Below are 19,496 nucleotides of genomic sequence, written 5' to 3' on the forward strand. Positions count from 1 at the left end.
AAGCGGTTTGCACGTGATGGGACTACGGTAAGCTATGGCGGCTGCGTGGGCACAGTGGGAGCACGTCACGAAAGTTGACCCAGATAAAGCACTGCACGAGGGAGATACTTACGCAGCAATCGCTACCACGGGAACAGATGCACTCATTCTCGGTGGCACCACGAACGTCACCGAGTCTAGCATTCAGTCGATTCTCGCTGCACTTACTCCGGCTGAGATCCCGATCTTCGTCGAGCCGACCTATCGCCCAACTCAATTCCATCGTGAGGGACTCGCTGGCTACCTGGTTCCGATCGTCCTGAATGCCGGTCACCCACCGTGGCTCATCGGTGCTCATCACGAATGGGCTCGCTCCTCCGATCTCGAGTGGGATTACGTGCATCCAGAAGCCTATATTGTTCTGAATCCAGCGTCGTCAGTGGCGACGTACACGCAGGCAGACTGTGATCTCGACAGAGATGACGTCGTTGCTTATGCGGAACTCGCCGAACAGATCCTCGGCCAGGAAATCGTTTACCTCGAGTATTCCGGCATCTTTGGCGATCCAGCTATTGTCGCTGCCACACGCGATGCACTCTCATCAGCGCAGCTCTTCTATGGTGGCGGGATTCACGACTACGATTCGGCCTATAAGATGGCGAGTGTCGCTGATACAGTCATTGTCGGCGACGTGCTCCATGAGGCTGGTATCGAGACGGTCGAGGAAACCGTTCGCGGAGTAATGAATGCGCAGCACAAGTCATAATCATGCCCTCTACGATCACAGCGGGGATTGAGGAGATCGAGAGTCTGAGTCTGCAACCAGTTGCTCTTTGGTTAGTATGTACTGCTAACTACTATCGCCCACCGATTTAACCCGTTCGCGCACAACCACTCGGTATGAGCGAGAATGCTGCACTCATCGCCCGAATTATCGAGCATAATACGGGCGGGCACAACCGTGCGACAATTGACCGCCCCCATATTGGTGTGATCGCAAGTCAGCATAGCCGCTTTGACGGCGATCTCGACGACGCGATAGCCGAGGCCCTTGCCGAAGAATACATCGAGGAACAGGATGGCGAGTACATCGCGACGGAGCAAGTCTGGACTCTCATTCCCGGTACGACTCGCTAGCGCGTCGTTCGATCTGACTCCGTTTTGTACTCTTCTACCTCTCTGCCTCTCTTCGACCATACCCAGTAGTGGCTCTGTTGAAACTCTCACAGTCTGCCAAGAGGTGCGTCCTTCACACAGAATGGCGGTTTCACGGCCAACTAATACGGTGTGATCACCAGCCATCGTCAGGAACATCGTAGGTCCCCTTTGCAAGATCCTCAAGACTCATAAATCCCTTATCAAGAAGCTCGGCGTACAACCTTTCTGGATCCAGATCTACTGCAGATTTCGACGGAGTATCGGCCACCTCTAATTCGGACTCATTTACAGGTTTGTTGATATTCAGCTTGTCGTTGAGTAGTGCTTCTACTGTTTGTACCTCCCAAGGGCTGGCATACGGGGACAGCCGTATCTCCTTGATAAGCATGTCTAAATCGACAGAGACGATAATCGGTTCCTCCCGATAGTTGTCGCTATCTCCACCAGTTGTTGGCTGAGCCCCACGTCTATACTGCTGATAATCATCGAAATTTTCGACGATGTCGTTATGTTTCAGCGTTTTATATTCGGATCTGTCGAATGGCTTTTCGAAGACAACCGCGCGAATCTCCTGTTCAGTTGCATATTCACTATCCTTGTAACTGAACGGAGCACGTGCATATTCGTGTAAAGATGGTTTATGCCCATTTTCGAAGTCACGGTAGACGACACGTTTGATTGCCAGTTGATCCTCACTGAGATCTTCAATTGCTTTGACTAACCCCCCGACAGTCGATTTGATGACGACACCCTCTCCACCGGGTGTATAGTCTACCCATTGCTCTATTGCTTCATGATCAAGGCCAGTCCAACAGCTAATGAACGCACAATTGTTCTGCTCCTGAACTACCTCAACTGGGTTCCTATCCAGCAGGTCTTGCACCAAATCAACTTCATCCCCCGAATCCCACGCTTTCGTCCACCTCTGGTTTGTTTTCTCTGCTTTATCCGCCCGTCTTAGCATCGACTTCAGAGGCAAATATCCCTCCAATGGGTCAGCAAAGTGATCTGGTCACGGATTCCGTTGGATGGTGGCACTCGGTTCTCTGGTGCGCTCAAGCTCAAGACGTTCGCGCCGTATCCGAATATTCGCGACGAAGACGGTGCCGAAGAGATCATCACCAAGAGTCTGGAGCGGTTCGCTGCCCCACCACTCACTGACGACGAGATGATGCGCCAACTCAAGTTTGGTGGGATGAACGAAGCCGTCACGCCGGAGAAAGCCAGCGCCAAAACACTCGATACGGCCAACGATGAGCGGGCACGTGATGCGGCACTGAAAGCCATCTACGACGAGAGCATTCGGCAAGGACGGCCTGGTGAGTTCATCCCGATTGAAGCATGTCTTGATCGACTCACCGACTATCTTCCCGCGAGGGGCGGGGTTGAGACCGCCGAACGAGCATGGCGACATGTTCTCAAGGATATTCCCGAAGCTTACCTCGAACATCGCGAAGAAAACGGGCAAAACCAGGTCAAAGTTCGCTCTCGAAGCTTCATGAACATCGGAAATACGGAGAACGACGGTGGCGTGGACCACTGGGCACCGATGGCCGACGCCTACGTGCCACTGACACAACTCGGCTTCACCGTTGACATCCTCGCACAGGATACCGGCGATATGCCAGACGCGCTTGCCAGCGTTGATGACGCATTAGCTATCCCAGACGATGCGGATAACGAAGATATCGCCGACGCTGTTATGCGCTACCGAAAGCAGCATCCCGTAATGAATCGGTTGGCTGGTGCTCGTGAAGTCTTCATCGAAAGTGAACACACGACCGGTGATAGCCAACCCTCACAGACTGTTCGAAACGTCATGCAGGCAGTCAACGAAGGAAAGCGATGTCTACTCGTCTCGCGGGAACAGACGGCCAGACGTGTCCATACGACGCTTCTCAAGGAGCCGAAGGGCTGTCACAAAGACCATCCCGTTGATGGTGAACAGCGCTTCTACACGCTTACCGGTGACGTGACGATCGACGGCGACCCAATGACCCGCCCCGGAAGCAAAGATAACGTCTGGGTGTACGAGGAAGCGACGGGCGAGTACGTTCTTCGCGACGACGACGGAACGGAGCACGCCCGCTTTGAGAGTGCCGACGCCATCTTTGAGGACGCGACCGCCTACCCGAAGGGTGGTGATCGGTCAGTGAAAGCTCCGATCATCCCCGAATACGACACGGACATGCTGGATATCATCGTCGTCAAAGAGGAGGCGAAAACGCCAGCAGACTTGTTCCTCTATCGTCCTAATGGCGATCATGTCCCGCTGGATATGGCCGCCGATGTAGAACCAGTGAGCCCCACTGAAGAGCCCGATCCCGACACCGAGGACGGAGGCGGTGCATCAGATGTGTTCGACCGACTGAACTCACTTGACACCTGATTCAGTTCACTTGTTCTGCCGAAGATATTCAAGGATCACATCGCCGTGGCACGCTTTTGGCGTGCACCAGCACCCCAACACCTCGCCGAGTAACTCCTCTTTTGCCTGTTCTCGTAGTTCTGCCTGCTCGTTAGCATACCACCACTCCCGATAGGCGTCGACACACCCCTCCCGCGTGTGTTGTCCCCCATCCTTCTCCATACGGAACGGGTTTCCGTACTTCGTGGAGCGGTCAATCATCGTCACGCCGTTGCGACCGTGGTTTCGGACGTTGACGAGAGTTGTCTTGGGACTCCCTGTAAGGGTGGTTTGTGTGGTGTTATTCATCGTTCTCTCTCCGGCTTCGAATCAATGCCTCGATCGTGTCAGCGACCGGGATACCCTCATCTTCCAGGGCAGCAGTGAGCGCCCGGAGTTCCTCTTTCAGATGCTGGTTCTGCTGCTCCAATTCATCGACACGACGTGCTAAGTCGTCTACTGAAGCTGCTGGGCCGTGCTCGCTATTGAGATACTCCTCCACGAACGTCTCTCCGTCGTCGGTAAACGCCCACACTCTCGCCCGAGAGCCACGGCCAGCATACTCCCGTCCGCTTTCCTCGATCAACCCCCACCGCTCCAGGAGCTCCAGATGGTGTCCGATGCTCCCCGTTGGAACGCCAGCACGCTCCCGAAGTCGAGAGGTATTAAGCGTTGAACCATCAGATTGTTGAAGTACCCTGAGCAGGGCACGGCGACGGTCGCCTAAATTCTCAGCCATCTCCTCAAACGTCGGTGCATCATCGTCACTTGTTTCAGGTTCTGGAGAGGTGCTCATAGTAGCCATATTTTCCCCGGAAGGCCATAATAATATCGCAAGGGATAGCTATATTCACACTTCCCGAAGGAAAAAGACTACACAGACAATCATCGGTAAGCAATAGAGAACAGACAGGGAACCAAACGAACTACCAACCAACAAACATAGACGGAACACTGGAAATCCAGGGGGCGACCGACAGGGCGGCACCCCCCTCATACGAAGAGAAAATGGCACCCCAAACTGTCGAGAAAATGAACACCCCACAGAAGCAGATGATGAACAGTATACGCGAAAAGGGCACCCCAATGGGCTACCAGCAGAGGCAGCTGCGGTCAGGCGACAGAGCAAACATCCGGGAGCAACAGCACCCGGACAGTCTGCCATGAGCGAATCCTCGAGGTCGACCAGGACACGAAGAAGAGGACAGTCCACCATGCAGAACAACCGGGAACGAAGAACACCGAGAGATGGGACAGTCAGGCCGTGCCGGACAACCGTGAGAAAACGAACAACGAAAGGGGGACAGTCCAAGAGTGCGACCAGCGGATCCGCTGAGAACAGCGTGGTGCCAACAGCAACAGCGATACAGCACTGGCGGCAAGCCGCCATGAGGAGCACCGGGAAATGTGTCGGACAGCAAGAAACCGCACAGCGGGAAGGCCGCAACAGCAACAGCACAGCGACCGCGACAGCGGAAGTGGAATGACGGCCAGCACAAGCGAGTATGGCCGCGACATCCTTGGAATAGCAACAGACGAGAGTACAGGGGACAGTCTGCCCTGCTGGGACAGAAGAGGAAACCACTGAGCGCCTGTATGGGGTGCCAGTCTCCGCACTGGAGTGGGGTGCCGACGAGCGACACGCAGTCAACCAATCTTAGTGCACTGACTGGGGTGCCAGCAGCACGCACTCACGGAATGCCCGTGTGACAGCAGAGGTGGGGTGCCACATAGCGCCATATTGGAGTGCCAACAGGAGAGCGACCGTCTTCCACAGAACGCACGAGGGGGCGGCAGTGAGCAGCACTGCCAGACTGTCCACAGGAAGTCAGGGGAAACCGCCCCTGAGACGGTACAGAGCAGCACTCTGGACTGTCGAAGACTGAGCAGTACTCCACAAGTGAGAGTGCTAGAGCCGATTGGACTGTCCTCTTAGTACCAGCAGGAGTGAGTCATCTCCAGTGACGGTGGGACTGTCGAGCGAGCTCTACGTACATCGGAACTCCGGTGTGTCACCAGACGGGACTGTCAGAAGCACTGCGACTGACTGTCTGCGGGTCGAACAGACTGATGAAAACCGGTGTGTTTCATCTGGGTGGGTACCCGTCTGTGCCGGCCGACTGTCCACCGATCGCCAGTGGCGGTCATTCGGCGCTGCTGGGAGGTCAGCTGAGGCTGGTCGGTGCGGAGCGTTCGGTTCGGCGTGCGTCCATTCGCTCGCCCTCGCGCATCATTCGGTACCCGCAACGTTGAACTAAACAGAGTGACGACCACCGGTATGCATCGGTCGCTCCCCGCGTTCAGCCTGATACTGCTCATCGTGTGTGCAGGCTGTCTTGGTGGTCTCGGATTCGGTAGCAGTAGCGAGACTCCACCGCCGACCACCACGAACAAGGAGACCCAGACGACTACGACCGTCAGCACGACCACAGCACCGGCGGAATCTACTACAGCGACCACGACAATCACGGAAACCCAGACGCAGACACGGACGCAGACGACGTCTCTGCGGCAGCCAACGACGGCAAACATTGATACCCCAGAGGGTAGCAAACGCTTCCAAGCTCGTGTTATCAAGGTCATCGATCCGACAACGCTCAAGATCAAACACGATGGGAAGAACCGGACCGTTGATTTGATCGGTGTGAGCGTTCCTAACAGCGGCCAGATCCACAAGAAGGCAGTTCACTATACGAAGTCACAATTGGATCATCAAGTGGTGACAGTCGTCTCTGATCCACAGGTGGGTGCAACAGGCGACGGCCAAATGCAAGCGTACGTCTACATTGGGAATTTCATGTTCAACAGTGATTTGGTTCGTATCGGCTACGCTCGTGTACCAGACAGTCAGTCAGCAAACGAGCGGAGTTTGAGCGGACACAACAAGAGGCTAAGCAAGGCGGCTACGGCCTGTGGAAGAACACGACGATAACGGTCTAGCTAGGTCAGCACATATTATTAGAATAAAAGTATTTATTCCATGGGGAACAATATTTCAACCACTATACACCCCCAGTCATGGTTACGTCCTGCGGTCTACGTGAGCGCTATCGGCCTGTTTGTCCTCGGACTCGGGATCACTGGCGTTGCTGTCTCCGGTGAAATCGACGGCGATTACATGGTTCAAATTGACCACGTGAGCGCATCGACCACAGAGTCGACGGTTTCCTATGCTGATCTCACATCGGCAGAGAAAACCGTCTTCGACCGAGTGAAATCAGGACAAGCAGCAGCCCCCGTCGAGGGAGCAACCTTGGAGACGTTCGCCAACAACGCTGTTCAGTATCAGGGAGACGTCTACACTCTTGAAACGGTGTATGATCCAACCACGCTCACACCACTTATGGCTGGATTCGGGATCGCACTGGCTGTGGCTGGGGGCACACTCTTCTTCTTGAGGCGCTTACTTGATCGGCGGTCGATTTCCATGCCAGCTACTATGTTCTAACTCCAATAGCTCTGACATTATCCTCTTAGATGACCGATTTCGGTGTCACTGCCGGTTGTTGCACTAAGCAGAACTAAGAGAGTCTGGCAGTCGTATCGAATTTGCGTACTTCCGTCTGTAGTTTGAATGGGTGCTAGCCGAGATCCTGCCACTACCTACTAAAGCCAATAGTAGCGTCCACGTTGTGACTTTGATACTCTCAGTAATTAGTGAAGATACTATTCTACTGATTGGAGTGGTTCCTTCGGCTTCACGAGACGGTCATGCACATGCCGTACACCGACTCCAAGGATGAAGGCTGCTGTTCCGACGACAACGGTGTATAGCCCGACAGAAAGAAGAAGAGTGTTAATCGCACTGATTATCGTTGGCTCTCGACCGAGCGGAGCATCTGTGAGTGCGAACGAAAACGCGAATGGAAGTAACCCTGATGCAGCAAGGAACCAGCTTAGAAAGAACCCACTGTTAAGATAAGCGTTCACTGTCGCAGCACCAAACGTGACGATGACGAGTAGCTGGGAATAATGTGTACTCGAAAGCCACTGGCCAGCAGGCGTGTAAGTAAGCACCGTAAACAAAATTGCGATAGCTAGTCCAACAATCAAGGAACTAATCGATACACGGTAGTTCCGACCAAAGAGGGATGTGTACAGACTAGTTCCTGCCATGAATACATGATGAAAATTCAAGATAATAAGCTTTCTCTGCCACTTAGGTGTTTGAAGGATCTCAAAAAGCGCTATTGTTGGTTAGTAGATTATACTAACTCAAAAACCTCCGTTTCCCTCGAATTGAGGTGAAAAAGAGAGAATTGACGGCAGGTTACTCCACTACCTCCCAAATAGATTGATTACTTCGGCATAGATTGGCCTCATGTTAAATAGAGAGCGTCTATCATTCAGGCTTGTCAGACGACGGAGTATCTGATCCTATCACGTCCTCATAGCCAGCGTGGAGTTGTTGGCGGAAGACGTAGATGAGGATCGAGACGAGGGCGATGGCGATGACTGAGAGACCAGGACCAAGGGCGAACAGAAGCGTTGCAAGGATGAGGAACAGGATGAAGAGTGGCCAATCGTCAGCGCTGATCACAGTAGTCAAAGAGTAAAAATACTCCATAAGAGAATATAAGCTTTGTATCATGAGCTACACATGCATTCGTACCACAGGAATCACACAGATTGATAACAAGGTACCATGGGGAGCTCTTGAGTAAACGAACTCCATTAAATTGGAGAGAGGGGAACGGGATTACGGAGTTCCCACGTATTTGTGGCGTTCATAGAGATACAGGTAGGGGAGCACGAGTGCGAGCGGCGGGACGATCATCCAATAATACCAGCCAGACGGGTCCCAGTCAGAAACGGTGGTGACATATTGTTTATCGAAGTACACAATGAGCGGGGACAAGAGCATTATAACACCCCCTAGGAGGGCGAATGGAGCCGCGATCAACGACGAGTAGACATCGGTTGGGAAAGCAACTGCAAGGAAAGCTAAAATCGGAAAGATCGCTACAAGCACACCGATGAGCATCCACCACTTTTCAGTGGGTGGGTGTTCAGATGTCGAGACAACTGTTTCGCTCATAATATAGTGAACGACATCTCTAATCATTAATTTATGCACAGTCACGGGTAGCAATCAGGGGTCGCGTCGCCAAGGGAGAACACCTCAAGAGAAGTCTTCCGTCGGTGGATCATATCGTCCGTTTTAATCACCACACACTCGCTCCTCATCTGGCGGAACGAATTCTAACTCAACAATTGCTTGCGAAGGCGCACTACTATCTCTTAATTCCCACTTCTCAAATCTTCCAACCAGTACTGTTGGGGTGCCAAATGCCTTCTGTGCTGGCCACTGCTTGAGTGGCAGTTTGAAAAGAAACTCATCGTCATCAACTTGGGATGTAGGACACCAACTCATGCTTGTTGTCGGAGCTACAAGCTGAGTGTCTGCCACGAGAGCCGCAATGAAGTGCGTAGAAAAATCGATGGTACGACACGTATGGCGGATGGTAACTGGTAAGGCGCTCAAATCGAGTTGTTGGTCGATATCGCTTTTTGTTGTGAAGAGTGCTGCATGAATTGTTGCGCCGTCAGTAGATGCAGGTGCAGCTTTGAGAGGTTGTTCATTAAACGATGCTTGTGAAGTTTCTATTTGCACTGGTTTTTGTGATGAGCTACCAAGTGAGAGACCTGCACATCCACTAAGCGCCGTCATTCCTAGCAAAGAAACGCTGCTAAGAAATGATCGTCGCGATTTACCGGGAATATCCATGACAGAGTATAGATATTGGAGAATATGAACTTTGCTCTTAATAGAAACTCGGGTGATTTTGAGACAGATGGAACAACTCGTTGCTAACTACAGAGCGTAGATTTATCGCAGTAGAGAATCAGTTAGTTCCATGAATAGACTCGGCGTCAATAGTCGGTGGCTACTCACCGAAAGCCTCCGCATCGGAACAATCCTCTTAATCGGCTTTCTACTTGCCCATTTTCTCGACGAATTCATCGCAGCATTCGGTATTGAACTCCTCTATGGGCTGCGGAGTACCCTCACTACCGTCATCCAATATACTGCTCTTCTTACTGGATTACTCTACACGATTACGAAGGGGATTGATGCCTCTTCGTCATCTGCTATTCATCGTGGCGATTAGCAGTTAGAAAGCAGAAAACCGGCTTCATACGTCTTTTGTACTATCTGTAGCTACAATTTGTAGTATCTTTGGATTAATTATTAAATGCAACGCGATAATTATCAGTTAAAATATTTAGAACTGAGATAATAACTGAGAAAAAGGATAGGGGCGATGAGAACAAAGACAAACCAAAGACCAGGATCAAAGAGGATAGTTCCGACGGAACGATGAGGATAGTATATTTTTGCCCAGATCAACATTCCAATGAGGAGCATGCCAAGGACGGTAAGACCACCGAGTGCAGGTCTTTCCTTAAGATATTCATTGAGAGCGTTGGTCATTTGTTACCGATTATTTCTTTGTTGGCAAGCGTTAAAAATCTATCATTGATCCGTCCTCGCTCACCTTCATCTGAGGAGTGTGGAGTTTTACAGCCCAAGGAGCAATAGAGAGCGTCTATTTACCCAACAAGCCGGCCTTGTGTACTCCGAGAACTAAAATCGAAATAGCAGCGAACCAGAAAATCGGATCAAAGCCGAAAATATCTGGGAGTGGAGATCCACCGAGGAGTCCTACCAGTGCCATTATTAGAATAGACACAAGGCCTACGATCTCTCCCAAGACTTTCCTCTGTTCGGTAACCGTTATCCCTATAATTGTGCCGATAGTGTGATAAATTCCTGTGCACGGTACACCACGGATTGCACATAAATCAATTTGGGGTCACGGAGGTGTTCTACTTCCGCTTATACTGCTCACAAGCAGTAACCCGCCTTAAATCAAGGTGTTCAAGAAATCGACCTCGCTGCCGACGCCCATTCTCATCCAAACTATCAGCTTTCTCGGCGTTCTCGTGATCGAATTCAGTAGCCGATTGGAGGTGAGAATCGCGTTGCAAGTCGATCAGCGTCGATCTCGTCGTCCCGCGCCTCCTCCAGGACGATCGCAAGCTCACTGTGGAGTGTATCGAACAGGGCCGTCTCACAGAGCAGACACGGACGGTTTGCTCCGAATCGCTGTAAACAGTCGCCAGCCAGAGCGAAAGTGGAGACGTCAAAGGTAGTATACTCTAATAGCTGGTGCCAGCCCCAGTGCCGTTCGGAAACAAATGGATGAGAGAATGGGGAGGGCCGAAGCGGCAGGGGTGGTAGTCGTCAGAGGCGGCAAGGAATTGCGTAAGCCACTCACCATCGACGTGGTCTATCTCTTCTCTGGATAGGGGTCTTCGAGGGCCTTGAGGAGTGTGACGCGTTAGCGAAGGTGGGATAGAGGTCAGAGACGAAGCGCTCATCAGACTCGTTGTCCTAGCTTGAAGAAGTGACGCAGGAGATCGTCGAAACACTGTCCATTGATCCATTCGCCGTGATGAACACGGTTGGGCTCATCGCGTTCGCGCTGGTTGGCGCAACAAAGGCAATACGCGAGGAGTTTGATATGTTCGGGGTTACCGTGGTCGGCCTCGCCACGGCATTCGCTGGCGGGATGACCCGTGACATCCTCGTCAATCGGATTCCGCTCGCACTCAAATCCCCCGTCGAGATCGGTCTCGGCTTGCTCGGAGTTGGGCTGGCGATAGGGGTGAGCGCTGCACTCGAGTCAGCCGACACTCATCCACTGACACTGCTCTCGGATGCGATCGGGCTCGCCGCGTTTTCTACGACAGGCGCCATCGTTGCAACGCAGGCCGACATCTCGGCCTTCGGCGTGGTTGTGATTGCGACGGTCAACGCGGTCGGAGGTGGTGCCGTCGCGGATATCCTGCTAGATCGCTCACCGTTTATCCTCCTCGACGATTTCTACGCCAGTTGTGCGGTACTGGGTGGCAGCACATACTGGGTCGTCGCCACTGCCGGCGGCTCAGACGAAACCGCTGCAGCGGTGTGTGCAACGATGGTCGTTGGAACACGAATAACTGCACTCATCTACGGATGGACGCTCCCGACAGCACAAGTACTAGGGTTAACACGGAACTAGAGGGGCTCAACAGTCAAGCGAGGGGGAGACAGATGGCGGATGAATCTTTCGTCGCTCAACCCGTCCGAGTGTTTCGGTCAGCATCGACTAGCTACCGTCGGTTGCACCGTTCTCACAGCCAGTCATCCCTCCAGGCGTCGAGTGACTCGAATACGGGACAGAGGGCGTCCCCCTCCCACCGCGAGCGGTACTAAGCTCGACCAACCATTACTACCCTGGCTCCATTCCTTTATCGATAAGATTTCTAAGGGCGGATTCTGATTTTTCGAGCTCCCCAAGCCCCATCCTTTGAAGTTTGTAGTCTGCCTTCGAGAACTGGATTCTGATCACAGCATGCTTCGGACCACGGTGGGTGTTCGAAATCCATGGCAGAATTTTATATAAGATGTATTGTTTACGGTGCTTTTACATATCCGTATCCTTCGTCCTGCAGTCGCGCAAGTTCACCTGAGCCAGTTGGCACTCCTTCAACGCCAGAAAGTAAATCGTCGTCCGATGCCCCCATTCCGCGGAGCGCGTTACGACATGCACGAAGCGAAACGTCTTGGTTGAGGAGATCTTTGATCATCTCGCGATCCGCTGCCGTTTCGCTTACAAACATGCGCACACCAGCCGCATTTGCGACGATTGCCACATCGTCGTCTGGTGACGACACACTCTGATCGGCGATGAGATTCAGCGCATTCACCATCGCCTCTCGCTGATCAGCAGGCTGGACACTGGAAACGTGGAATACTGTTTTCATCTTCTATTGGCACATCGTGGTCTTCAATAGGTTTTTGTGCTTTTTCTTTTGCTAATCTCGATTGAATCTCATGAGAAGGGCTAACATAGTTGGCGCTGTTTACTTGAGAAGGGGAAATGAAATGACAGAGACATCATCAGGAGAGTTTACGTCGTTTGTCACGCCGGAGAGTTCCGGTGAACGTCTGACCTTCGATGGCTGTGACGTCCACGTCGTCCGCCACGATGCAGGAACGCAACGGGAAGCTCACACTCACGGCGAAGAACATATCATCTTCATCAGATCAGGAACGATGCGATGGGGAGTCGATGGAGAAACGCGTGAAACAACGCCAGGGGATACGATTGTAACGCCGGCAGATGTCCCGCATAGTTGGGAAGTCATCGGTGATGATCCAGCATTCGTTGTGTGCGTTACTGCCCCACCAGAATCGGAGAGCCAGCCTGGCGAGATATAGCCCTCAATATACATGAGAGTCACTCGGGAACACTCACCCGAGACGAATAATTGACACAAAGGACCATGAGCCAAGCAAAGAACATTCCAGGAATTCATCACGTAACAGCGATCGCGACGGATCCACAGCAAAACTTCCAATTTTATACCGAGGTTCTCGGATTGCGATTCGTGAAGCGAACCGTCAACTTCGACGATAAATATACGTATCACCTTTACTACGGTGACGAAGTCGGCCATCCCGGAACGGTACTGACGTTTTTCCCGTGGCCAAATGCCATGCCAGGGCAGCGAGGATTCGGAACCGCAGACACAACCGCATTCCTCGTTCCCCCCGATTCGCTTGACTACTGGATTAACCGGCTCGATACCAACGATGTTGATTACTCGGAACCGACAAGGCGATTCGATGAACAAGTACTCGGATTCACTGACCCAGACGGTCTCCGTTTAGAACTGGTTGGCCACCGAGGTGCCACCACCAGTGAGCCGTGGCACGAGAGTCCCGTCCCAGCAGACCATGCCATCCGAGGATTCTATGGCGTCACACTCGCGTTGGAAGGGTACGAACAAACCGCTGATTTGCTTGAGAACACGATGGGATACGAGTACGTTGGTGACGAAAATGGACAGCGCTTTCGCTACCAATCAACGGGTGCAGACCTCGGAACAGTAATCGACCTGCACTGTGTACCGAATCTTCAGCCAGGGCGCGTCGGTACTGGAATGGTTCATCATATCGCGTATCGGACGGCCGATGACGACGAGCAATTAGAGTGGCGTGAAGACCTCATTGAGCGTGGACTCAATGTGACGCCAGTAATCGACCGTCAATACTTCCATTCGATTTACTACCGGATTCCGGCCGGTGTACTCTTCGAAATCGCCACCGATCCCCCTGGCTTTACGAAAGATGAACCCGTTGAAGAACTTGGAAGCACTCTCAAATTACCACCATGGTTTGAGCCGGAGCGCGAAGCAATCAAGGCACGGCTTCCTGAACTCTAATCGAATACGTACCTAACAGCTGTTCCAGCAGAAAAATGTCGAACCAATAGAATTCCAACAGAGCCCGGCATCCTGAACTCCACCTCGCGTACCGAGCGTGTTGGGAACTGGATCACAAAACGTGAACCGAGGTGGTCATGTATGCGAGTACAGCGCCGTGTCCGATGTGTGCCGATGGAATGGTTACAGCTGACTTCGGACGAGTTGTCTACAGCGTCGGCAACGACGAGGTGGCAAATTCCACGGCAACGAACCATCAGTTCGATCGGCAATTTCTATGGTGTGCAAGGGATCGTCGCAAGAGAGCGCGTGTAGAATACTTCGTTTCAAGTTCGTCACTTCGGCTGTCACTCTTGTATTTCGAGGAGTTCTTGGTAACGGTTTCTAATCGCGACTTTACTGACGTGAGCAGCGTTGCTCACCGTCTCTTGTGTGAGGGCTTCGTTCGTCAGATGGGTTGCAGCGTAGAGGGCAGCCCCCGCGAGTCTGGATGGACTCTTACCACTATGGACACCCTGTGCCTTCGCCGTTTTCAGAAGCTCACGTTCCTGTCTCCTTAGTGGTGTCACTTGTGTCCGTCCCCAGGGAACCGGACGAAATCGGAGTCCACACTATCTTAATCCTCTGGCAACGAAACACTCTCTATGGATCCGGATGAGAATCTCCGCGGTTGGGCCGAACGCTCAGGAGAGTTTTCGCCTGCGTACTACGCCCAGATTGGGTCAAACGAGGTAAGTGAGACCCTCGCTACGGTGTTTGAGTACTATGTGCGTGAGGATGCCGCGATTCTTGAAGTTGGTTGTAGCTCTGGTCGTCATCTCGCTCATCTCCGTGACAATGGCTTCAAGAACCTTACTGGGATCGACATTAACGATGAGTCGTTCGACGTGATGGCCGACCAGTATCCGAAACTTGCCGCAACAGGGACATTTTACACTGGAGCGATTGAAAATGTCCTCTCAGAGTTCTCTGAGAATGCATTCGATGTTATCTACTCAGTGGAAACGTTACAGCATATTCACCCTGAGAACGCGAGGGTGTTCGACGAATTAGCTCGCGTCACGAGCGATTTGCTTATCACCGCTGAAAACGAGGGGAACAGCCCACAGCGTGGCCGGGAAGGTGCTGAAATGAGCTACGTTCATGACGAGTTTCCGATTTACTACCGTGATTGGGAGCGTGTTTTTTCTGACCTCGGCCTTGCCCAACTTGTGTGCGAACCGAGTAACCGTGATACGGTTCGCGTGTTTCGGGTGCCCTGACGGCTACAAAGACATTTCCGCTTCATCACCCTCCACGCCTGAAAAGAGTATATGCGCTCGTAGTCGTGTTCCTACTTTCAGCGCACGATCGCCGGGCAACCGATTCCTGTCGGCAATTCCATGTGGTTTCGCGTCGTACACTAAGTGATCCGAGATGACCGTAATTACCGGGATGACCATGTCTCTGGACGGGTTCGTCGCTGACCGGGACGGTGATGCGAGCCCGCTGTATCCCGACCTCACCGCGTTCGATGACAACGAGATCCTTCAGGAGTCAATCGATTCGACTGGCGCGGTCGTGATGGGACGGGGTGCCTACGAGATGGCCGAGGGTGATCTGACCGGATATGAGTATCAGGTGCCGATCTTCGTCCTGACGCACCACCCACCCGACGAGGAGCCAAAAGGTCAGTCGGAAGGGGGATTGACGGTCGAGTTCGTTACTGATGGACTCGAGCGGGCGATTGAGAAGGCGAAATCTGCGGCAGGTGAAAAGGATGTCACGGTGGTCGGCGGGGCGGACGTCACCCAGCAATGCCTCCGGACCGGGCTGTTCGATGAACTCCATATCGCCCTTGTTCCGATATTTCTTGGGAAGGGCCTCAGGCTATTCGAGAATCTCGGTGATGACCTCCCCGAGGTTAAACAGGAGCAAGTGATCGAGACGGACTGGGCCGGCCACTCGGACGCCACGTATTTCGTATTTCGAAACAGCGCCTGAGGAGTACTCGTCGAAAGGAAGCGAGATGAACATCTTGGAATTGATAGGGAGGAGACGCAGGATGAAACCCGAGTTCGTGTGTATGACTAACGATTAGACGACCTATTCTACTGTTTCATAACGGGCAAAGTAAAGGAGAACAGCGACGATACTACTAGCGAGTAGAGCATCGCTTCAAAGAGTGCGATTGCCTTCCAGACGGTGACGAACTCTTTTTTGGATAGTTGATGAGATGCTTCTCCGGCGTACTGTTGTACTTCTGAGGTTACCGCCGTGTTCTCGGCGACGAGTTTTCGGAGATGGCCGTCCGGCCAGACTTTGAACACGTACGGCGAAAGTTTGAGGCCAACGCGTTCCAAGCGAGAAGGGAGCGTCGTGATGTCTGTTGCGCCGATCACGACCAGCGCGTCCACCGCTCCGGGTACTGAAATATAAGTTCTTGGGAGACATGCCCCCCGAACGAGTGCCCCCATTAGTTTTACCGTCTCATGGTCAAGGTGATCGATTAGCGCTCGTAAATCTTCAGCCACCGATACCACGCTGAACTCCTCTCCAATGGGCTTGGAGGCTCCGTGTCCACGGACGTCCCCAGTCAGAACGCGATACCCTGCAGCGACGAGCGGTGGACTTGCGGGTCGAACATGCGGTGATCCATCGATGCACCGTGAGTGCAGGCAACCAGTGGCCCGTCTTCCGGGCCCGTGATCCAGTAGTGGATTTCAGAACCTGATCGGCGGAGCTGGCCACGTTCAGTCCGCGATTCATCGGGTCGCTCACTCATCCCCTCTTCCGTGTTCATACTTGATTGAACATAAGTTTGCGTCGGAAACGTTTAATTTGGTTAATGAACGCGTGAACTCTCGTGTAGTCCATCAGTCACTCCTGGGGGAAAGATTCTCTACTGATTATAGAGTCTGATTCGCGAGTGAATCGACTTCTTCGTAGTACTCGATAATTTCCTTCATACACCATTGATTGAGTCCTTGTGACGCGAGCGTGCACACTGTTGTCGAGATTGGTTTTTGTTTGTATGCAGCATAGAGCCCATAGAGTCCGACAGGGATGCTCACCGTGTTGAGAATCTGTGGGTAGCCGAGACCGATGAGAGGATTCCCGTCATTCGTCCAGCGTTCTTCGGCCCTGACTACTTTGTACATCCAGTCATCTGATTCTTCGGTAGGTTCGCGGAACAGCACCGGATTGAGGATCATGAACAGCACGGCGAGTCCTAACACCTTCCATTTCCGGTGGTAGAGCGCGCCCACGATCACGAACCCCGCTGCCATCCGACTCCAGCCGCTCTTCGGATTGGAGTGTCTGGCCCAGATGGTCTCCTTGTCCGTCAAATTTCGGAACGCATCGGTCACTCGATTCACCACCTTCATGTGCACTGCCTATCTTTGTGAGGCGTTCCATATAATCATAAGCTTTCTTCGCCTAATCGTGAGGGGGCAGTCACAGTGGATCCCCGCCGACCTATTCTCGCAGCTGCATCGACCATACGCCGTTCTCGTGAGGTACTACCATACGTGAATCAGTTCGTGGCGCACCGTCGAACTGAATTGCTCTCAACCGTGTTGTTCGTAGGCGCCCATGTGAGCGCGATCGTGATCTCCTCTGTTGCAGGGTCGTACTTTGTAACTCCTGTCTGTCATTGCGCTCGATGTGAGATTTCCCAGTCGATCGTTTCGACCGGCAGGTTGGGAAAGTACCCGTTCGCTGCGCACCCGGAGTCAAACGCGGGAAATACGCGCCTCCGAGTAACGAAAAGCGTTCGATATATCTGTTTATATGTAAATACGAGAGATTATGACGATGATTCGGATTCAGTCATCTTGTGAATGCCAGGACTGGCTCACCGTAAATTAATTAATCGGTTAGTTAAATGGTGGGGATATGGATTCGCGCCATCGAAATGCGGCATTCTTCCTCACCGCGGCGATTCTCACTGGCGGGATGTATGTCGCCAATAAAGCTGGGCTTCCGTATCTCCCGCCCGTTTTCTTCGCCTCACTGCGATTTCTCACTGCCGCAACTCTCCTCCTTCCGTACGTTGCGATCCGCACGGAACCGCTCCACCCGCAAACGCACACCGATTATCTGACGATTCTCGCCAGCGGTGGGCTGGTGGTTGGAGCGGCGAACGTCTTTCTCTTCGTCGGACAGCAGTACACCACAAGCGCGACGGCGGCGATTCTCATCAGTCTCAGCCCGATTCTCACCGTCGGACTCGCCGCTGTCGTTCTGCCGAGCAACCGTCTTACACGGAGAGGTGTAGGAGGAGTTGTTCTTGGACTCGTCGGCGTCAGCATTGTCGCGCATCCAGATCCATCGAATTTCTTTTCAGTCACAGTGATCGGGATGGGGATCCTCTTTCTCGCCGCGGTTTCCCTCGCCATCGGCGGTGTCGCGCTCCGCCACTTACAGAGTTCACTGTCTCCGCTCGCGATTACGGCGTGGGCCACGCTCGTCGGCGGGCTCGCGATGTTCATACTGAGTCTTGCACGTGGTGAGCCCATACAGACCGTCTCGTGGACACCGGTTGCACTCCTCGCGGTCGTGTACAACGGGATTATTGCAACGCCGATCGGCTACGTCGCGTATTTCAGCTTACTCGAAGCCGTAGGACCCGTTCGAGTGAACCTCCTCACATACGTCTCTCCGCTCGTCACGGCACTCCTCGGATGGCTGCTTCTCGGAGAACAGCTTTCGCTACTAACCCTCGTTGGATTCGTCGTCATCGCGACGGGGTTTGTCCTCATCGAGTATCAAAGCCTCACACGAGAAGTCAGCCGACTCCGACGTGCGCTCCCTTAGGATGGGATGTCGTACGAGAACACGTCTACGCGTCGGTGGGCTTATGATGCTAACTAACCGATTAATGGACCAATGAGTTCCCCAGAGGATCGACAAGAACGAGCGGGATCAGCTGAGACTCGGGCAGCGATTATGGAGGCGACTCATCGAGCGCTCTGCAAGCACGGGTATGCCAACCTCTCGATCCAGAAGATCGCCGACGAGTTCGAGATGACGACTGCTGTGCTGCATTATCACTACGACACGAAGGAAAAGCTCCTTTCGGCGTTTCTGGAGTATCTTCTGGACAACCTCGTCGACGAACACACAAACCAGTTCGATATCGAGGCAATCGAGGACCCTCATGATCGACTCCTCGTGATCGTCGACGCCCTGCTCGTCGTCCTCGTTGGAATCGACAACCCGGATCGGCCGATCGAACGGGCCGATGACCGTCCGCCGCTCGGCGGAGAGGAACTCAGCATGGCGCTGTTGGAGTTGCGAGCGCAGGCTGGTCGAAACGAGTCTTTTCGTGAACAGTTCACCGTCAACTACGACTACGCCTGGGATCTGATGGTCGCGACGATCGAAGAGGGCGTAGAGCAGGGTGTGTTCCGCGAGGTCGACCCCGGACAGGTTGCGACCCTCCTCCTCGCGACGATGTTGGGCGGGCGTGCCTATCACGTCTCGCTCACGCACGACGATGTCGCTTCCACGGTGCGTAACGCACTTGTCGACCTCATCCTTGACGATCTTCTCGTCGCACGCGACGACTGAGCTCAATCCCATGCGAGCGGTTTACGTTGATTTTTCGAAGAGAGACTGAGAGCTTACGAAAACTTTACAAGGGAATCTAACTAATCGATTGATTAGATATGACGGCCCAACTCGACTC

Annotated in this window: 24 protein-coding genes and 2 pseudogenes; 14 read left to right on the forward strand and 12 right to left on the reverse strand. The window is 53.1% G+C overall.

Annotation, left to right across the window (positions count from 1 at the left end):
* The first annotated feature begins 34 nt into the window (after window positions 1-34).
* Both LIX00_RS21520 and LIX00_RS21525 read left to right on the forward strand, forming a co-directional pair.
* Complete coding sequence (locus LIX00_RS21520) at window positions 35-745, forward strand: phosphoglycerol geranylgeranyltransferase (RefSeq protein ID WP_227357091.1); 711 nt, start codon at window positions 35-37, stop codon at window positions 743-745.
* Window positions 746-879: 134 nt separating this feature from the next.
* The gene (locus tag LIX00_RS21525) at window positions 880-1,116 is read left to right on the forward strand and encodes a hypothetical protein (protein WP_227357092.1); all 237 of its coding nucleotides are present in this window, start codon (window positions 880-882) and stop codon (window positions 1,114-1,116) included.
* A gap of 154 nt (window positions 1,117-1,270) precedes the next feature.
* Here the strand turns inward: LIX00_RS21525 and LIX00_RS21530 are convergent, their stop codons facing one another.
* Window positions 1,271-2,020 (reverse strand): hypothetical protein, encoded by a 750-nt coding sequence (locus LIX00_RS21530; RefSeq protein WP_227357093.1) that lies wholly within the window; start codon window positions 2,018-2,020, stop codon window positions 1,271-1,273.
* Window positions 2,021-2,140: 120 nt separating this feature from the next.
* Between LIX00_RS21530 and LIX00_RS21535 the strand changes: the two genes are divergently transcribed.
* A complete protein-coding gene (locus LIX00_RS21535) occupies window positions 2,141-3,526 on the forward strand; it encodes a hypothetical protein (RefSeq protein ID WP_227357094.1) in 1,386 nt (461 codons plus the stop codon).
* A 6-nt stretch (window positions 3,527-3,532) separates the two neighbouring features.
* On the opposite strand, the gene LIX00_RS21540 is transcribed toward LIX00_RS21535, so the two are convergent.
* Both LIX00_RS21540 and LIX00_RS21545 read right to left on the reverse strand, forming a co-directional pair.
* A complete protein-coding gene (locus LIX00_RS21540; RefSeq protein WP_227357095.1) occupies window positions 3,533-3,853 on the reverse strand; it encodes a DUF4326 domain-containing protein in 321 nt (106 codons plus the stop codon).
* A complete protein-coding gene (locus tag LIX00_RS21545; RefSeq protein ID WP_227357096.1) occupies window positions 3,846-4,340 on the reverse strand; it encodes a helix-turn-helix domain-containing protein in 495 nt (164 codons plus the stop codon). Before LIX00_RS21545 ends, LIX00_RS21540 begins: the two co-directional genes overlap by 8 nt.
* Window positions 4,341-5,822: 1,482 nt before the next feature.
* On the opposite strand from LIX00_RS21545, the gene LIX00_RS21550 reads away from it, so the two are divergent.
* Together LIX00_RS21550 and LIX00_RS21555 are read left to right on the forward strand one after the other, a co-directional pair.
* On the forward strand, window positions 5,823-6,476 hold the full coding sequence (locus tag LIX00_RS21550) for a thermonuclease family protein (protein WP_227357097.1): 654 nt from the start codon (window positions 5,823-5,825) through the stop codon (window positions 6,474-6,476).
* Window positions 6,477-6,524: 48 nt separating this feature from the next.
* A complete protein-coding gene (locus LIX00_RS21555; protein WP_227357098.1) occupies window positions 6,525-6,992 on the forward strand; it encodes a DUF7979 domain-containing protein in 468 nt (155 codons plus the stop codon).
* A 218-nt stretch (window positions 6,993-7,210) separates the two neighbouring features.
* Here LIX00_RS21555 and LIX00_RS21560 read toward each other — a convergent pair whose 3' ends face one another.
* From LIX00_RS21560 to LIX00_RS21575, 4 genes are all read right to left on the reverse strand, one after another.
* Window positions 7,211-7,660, reverse strand: a complete 450-nt coding sequence (locus LIX00_RS21560) for a hypothetical protein (RefSeq protein ID WP_227357099.1) — start codon at window positions 7,658-7,660, stop codon at window positions 7,211-7,213.
* A gap of 226 nt (window positions 7,661-7,886) precedes the next feature.
* Window positions 7,887-8,093 (reverse strand): hypothetical protein, encoded by a 207-nt coding sequence (locus tag LIX00_RS21565; RefSeq protein WP_227357100.1) that lies wholly within the window; start codon window positions 8,091-8,093, stop codon window positions 7,887-7,889.
* 150 nt (window positions 8,094-8,243) lie between these two features.
* Window positions 8,244-8,582, reverse strand: a complete 339-nt coding sequence (locus tag LIX00_RS21570; RefSeq protein ID WP_227357101.1) for a DUF4407 domain-containing protein — start codon at window positions 8,580-8,582, stop codon at window positions 8,244-8,246.
* A gap of 123 nt (window positions 8,583-8,705) precedes the next feature.
* Complete coding sequence (locus tag LIX00_RS21575; RefSeq protein WP_227357102.1) at window positions 8,706-9,272, reverse strand: hypothetical protein; 567 nt, start codon at window positions 9,270-9,272, stop codon at window positions 8,706-8,708.
* Between the two features lie 130 nt (window positions 9,273-9,402).
* On the opposite strand from LIX00_RS21575, the gene LIX00_RS21580 reads away from it, so the two are divergent.
* Together LIX00_RS21580 and LIX00_RS21585 are read left to right on the forward strand one after the other, a co-directional pair.
* On the forward strand, window positions 9,403-9,657 hold the full coding sequence (locus tag LIX00_RS21580; RefSeq protein ID WP_227357103.1) for a hypothetical protein: 255 nt from the start codon (window positions 9,403-9,405) through the stop codon (window positions 9,655-9,657).
* Window positions 9,658-11,004: 1,347 nt separating this feature from the next.
* A complete protein-coding gene (locus tag LIX00_RS21585) occupies window positions 11,005-11,613 on the forward strand; it encodes a trimeric intracellular cation channel family protein (RefSeq protein ID WP_438267116.1) in 609 nt (202 codons plus the stop codon).
* A gap of 394 nt (window positions 11,614-12,007) precedes the next feature.
* Here the strand turns inward: LIX00_RS21585 and LIX00_RS21590 are convergent, their stop codons facing one another.
* Complete coding sequence (locus LIX00_RS21590; RefSeq protein WP_227357105.1) at window positions 12,008-12,358, reverse strand: DsrE family protein; 351 nt, start codon at window positions 12,356-12,358, stop codon at window positions 12,008-12,010.
* 70 nt (window positions 12,359-12,428) lie between these two features.
* Here LIX00_RS21590 and LIX00_RS21595 point away from each other — a divergent pair, with 70 nt between their 5' ends.
* From LIX00_RS21595 to LIX00_RS21605, 3 genes and pseudogenes are all read left to right on the forward strand, one after another.
* Window positions 12,429-12,815 carry a cupin domain-containing protein gene (locus LIX00_RS21595; protein WP_227357106.1) on the forward strand — a complete coding sequence of 129 codons (387 nt, stop codon included), beginning with the start codon at window positions 12,429-12,431 and terminating at the stop codon, window positions 12,813-12,815.
* A 65-nt stretch (window positions 12,816-12,880) separates the two neighbouring features.
* On the forward strand, window positions 12,881-13,822 hold the full coding sequence (locus LIX00_RS21600; RefSeq protein ID WP_227357107.1) for a ring-cleaving dioxygenase: 942 nt from the start codon (window positions 12,881-12,883) through the stop codon (window positions 13,820-13,822).
* A gap of 65 nt (window positions 13,823-13,887) precedes the next feature.
* Window positions 13,888-14,093 (forward strand): annotated as a pseudogene (locus LIX00_RS21605) (deaminase); the annotation flags it as partial.
* Between the two features lie 76 nt (window positions 14,094-14,169).
* Here the strand turns inward: LIX00_RS21605 and LIX00_RS21610 are convergent.
* Window positions 14,170-14,376 (reverse strand): annotated as a pseudogene (locus tag LIX00_RS21610) (transcription initiation factor IIB 2); the annotation flags it as partial.
* A gap of 90 nt (window positions 14,377-14,466) precedes the next feature.
* Between LIX00_RS21610 and LIX00_RS21615 the strand changes: the two are divergent.
* Window positions 14,467-15,084: a class I SAM-dependent methyltransferase gene (locus LIX00_RS21615; protein WP_227357108.1), complete on the forward strand. Its 618-nt coding sequence runs from the start codon at window positions 14,467-14,469 to the stop codon at window positions 15,082-15,084.
* 154 nt (window positions 15,085-15,238) lie between these two features.
* Window positions 15,239-15,805 carry a dihydrofolate reductase family protein gene (locus LIX00_RS21620; protein WP_227357109.1) on the forward strand — a complete coding sequence of 189 codons (567 nt, stop codon included), beginning with the start codon at window positions 15,239-15,241 and terminating at the stop codon, window positions 15,803-15,805.
* A gap of 107 nt (window positions 15,806-15,912) precedes the next feature.
* Here the strand turns inward: LIX00_RS21620 and LIX00_RS21625 are convergent, their stop codons facing one another.
* The 3 genes from LIX00_RS21625 to LIX00_RS21635 all read right to left on the reverse strand — a co-directional run bounded on the left by LIX00_RS21625 (window position 15,913) and on the right by LIX00_RS21635 (window position 17,190).
* The gene (locus LIX00_RS21625) at window positions 15,913-16,479 is read right to left on the reverse strand and encodes an alpha/beta fold hydrolase (RefSeq protein WP_368410784.1); all 567 of its coding nucleotides are present in this window, start codon (window positions 16,477-16,479) and stop codon (window positions 15,913-15,915) included.
* Window positions 16,398-16,604, reverse strand: coding sequence for an alpha/beta fold hydrolase (locus LIX00_RS21630; RefSeq protein WP_227357110.1), 207 nt, complete (start codon window positions 16,602-16,604; stop codon window positions 16,398-16,400). Before LIX00_RS21630 ends, LIX00_RS21625 begins: the two co-directional genes overlap by 82 nt.
* A 106-nt stretch (window positions 16,605-16,710) precedes the next feature.
* Window positions 16,711-17,190, reverse strand: coding sequence for a DUF6653 family protein (locus LIX00_RS21635; protein ID WP_227357111.1), 480 nt, complete (start codon window positions 17,188-17,190; stop codon window positions 16,711-16,713).
* A 511-nt stretch (window positions 17,191-17,701) separates the two neighbouring features.
* On the opposite strand from LIX00_RS21635, the gene LIX00_RS21640 reads away from it, so the two are divergent.
* Together LIX00_RS21640 and LIX00_RS21645 are read left to right on the forward strand one after the other, a co-directional pair.
* The gene (locus LIX00_RS21640) at window positions 17,702-18,622 is read left to right on the forward strand and encodes a DMT family transporter (RefSeq protein WP_227357112.1); all 921 of its coding nucleotides are present in this window, start codon (window positions 17,702-17,704) and stop codon (window positions 18,620-18,622) included.
* 72 nt (window positions 18,623-18,694) lie between these two features.
* The gene (locus tag LIX00_RS21645) at window positions 18,695-19,378 is read left to right on the forward strand and encodes a TetR/AcrR family transcriptional regulator (RefSeq protein ID WP_227357113.1); all 684 of its coding nucleotides are present in this window, start codon (window positions 18,695-18,697) and stop codon (window positions 19,376-19,378) included.
* The last annotated feature ends 118 nt before the right edge of the window (window positions 19,379-19,496 follow it).

It is taken from the genome of Haladaptatus salinisoli (assembly GCF_020614375.1).
In the GTDB taxonomy this organism is placed as follows: domain Archaea; phylum Halobacteriota; class Halobacteria; order Halobacteriales; family Haladaptataceae; genus Haladaptatus; species Haladaptatus salinisoli.

Bases quoted from the DNA above. Each gene is read 5' to 3' on its own strand.
- LIX00_RS21520 (WP_227357091.1), top strand. From the start codon at position 35: ATGGCGGCTGCGTGGGCACAGTGGGAGCACGTCACGAAAGTTGACCCA.
- LIX00_RS21525 (WP_227357092.1), top strand. From the start codon at position 880: ATGAGCGAGAATGCTGCACTCATCGCCCGAATTATCGAGCATAATACG.
- LIX00_RS21540 (WP_227357095.1), bottom strand. From the start codon at position 3,853: ATGAATAACACCACACAAACCACCCTTACAGGGAGTCCCAAGACAACT.
- LIX00_RS21545 (WP_227357096.1), bottom strand. From the start codon at position 4,340: ATGAGCACCTCTCCAGAACCTGAAACAAGTGACGATGATGCACCGACG.
- LIX00_RS21550 (WP_227357097.1), top strand. From the start codon at position 5,823: ATGCATCGGTCGCTCCCCGCGTTCAGCCTGATACTGCTCATCGTGTGT.
- LIX00_RS21555 (WP_227357098.1), top strand. From the start codon at position 6,525: ATGGGGAACAATATTTCAACCACTATACACCCCCAGTCATGGTTACGT.
- LIX00_RS21560 (WP_227357099.1), bottom strand. From the start codon at position 7,660: ATGGCAGGAACTAGTCTGTACACATCCCTCTTTGGTCGGAACTACCGT.
- LIX00_RS21570 (WP_227357101.1), bottom strand. From the start codon at position 8,582: ATGAGCGAAACAGTTGTCTCGACATCTGAACACCCACCCACTGAAAAG.
- LIX00_RS21575 (WP_227357102.1), bottom strand. From the start codon at position 9,272: ATGGATATTCCCGGTAAATCGCGACGATCATTTCTTAGCAGCGTTTCT.
- LIX00_RS21580 (WP_227357103.1), top strand. From the start codon at position 9,403: ATGAATAGACTCGGCGTCAATAGTCGGTGGCTACTCACCGAAAGCCTC.
- LIX00_RS21585 (WP_438267116.1), top strand. From the start codon at position 11,005: ATGAACACGGTTGGGCTCATCGCGTTCGCGCTGGTTGGCGCAACAAAG.
- LIX00_RS21590 (WP_227357105.1), bottom strand. From the start codon at position 12,358: ATGAAAACAGTATTCCACGTTTCCAGTGTCCAGCCTGCTGATCAGCGA.
- LIX00_RS21595 (WP_227357106.1), top strand. From the start codon at position 12,429: ATGAGAAGGGCTAACATAGTTGGCGCTGTTTACTTGAGAAGGGGAAAT.
- LIX00_RS21600 (WP_227357107.1), top strand. From the start codon at position 12,881: ATGAGCCAAGCAAAGAACATTCCAGGAATTCATCACGTAACAGCGATC.
- LIX00_RS21615 (WP_227357108.1), top strand. From the start codon at position 14,467: ATGGATCCGGATGAGAATCTCCGCGGTTGGGCCGAACGCTCAGGAGAG.
- LIX00_RS21620 (WP_227357109.1), top strand. From the start codon at position 15,239: ATGACCGTAATTACCGGGATGACCATGTCTCTGGACGGGTTCGTCGCT.
- LIX00_RS21630 (WP_227357110.1), bottom strand. From the start codon at position 16,604: ATGAACACGGAAGAGGGGATGAGTGAGCGACCCGATGAATCGCGGACT.
- LIX00_RS21635 (WP_227357111.1), bottom strand. From the start codon at position 17,190: ATGAAGGTGGTGAATCGAGTGACCGATGCGTTCCGAAATTTGACGGAC.
- LIX00_RS21640 (WP_227357112.1), top strand. From the start codon at position 17,702: ATGGATTCGCGCCATCGAAATGCGGCATTCTTCCTCACCGCGGCGATT.
- LIX00_RS21645 (WP_227357113.1), top strand. From the start codon at position 18,695: ATGAGTTCCCCAGAGGATCGACAAGAACGAGCGGGATCAGCTGAGACT.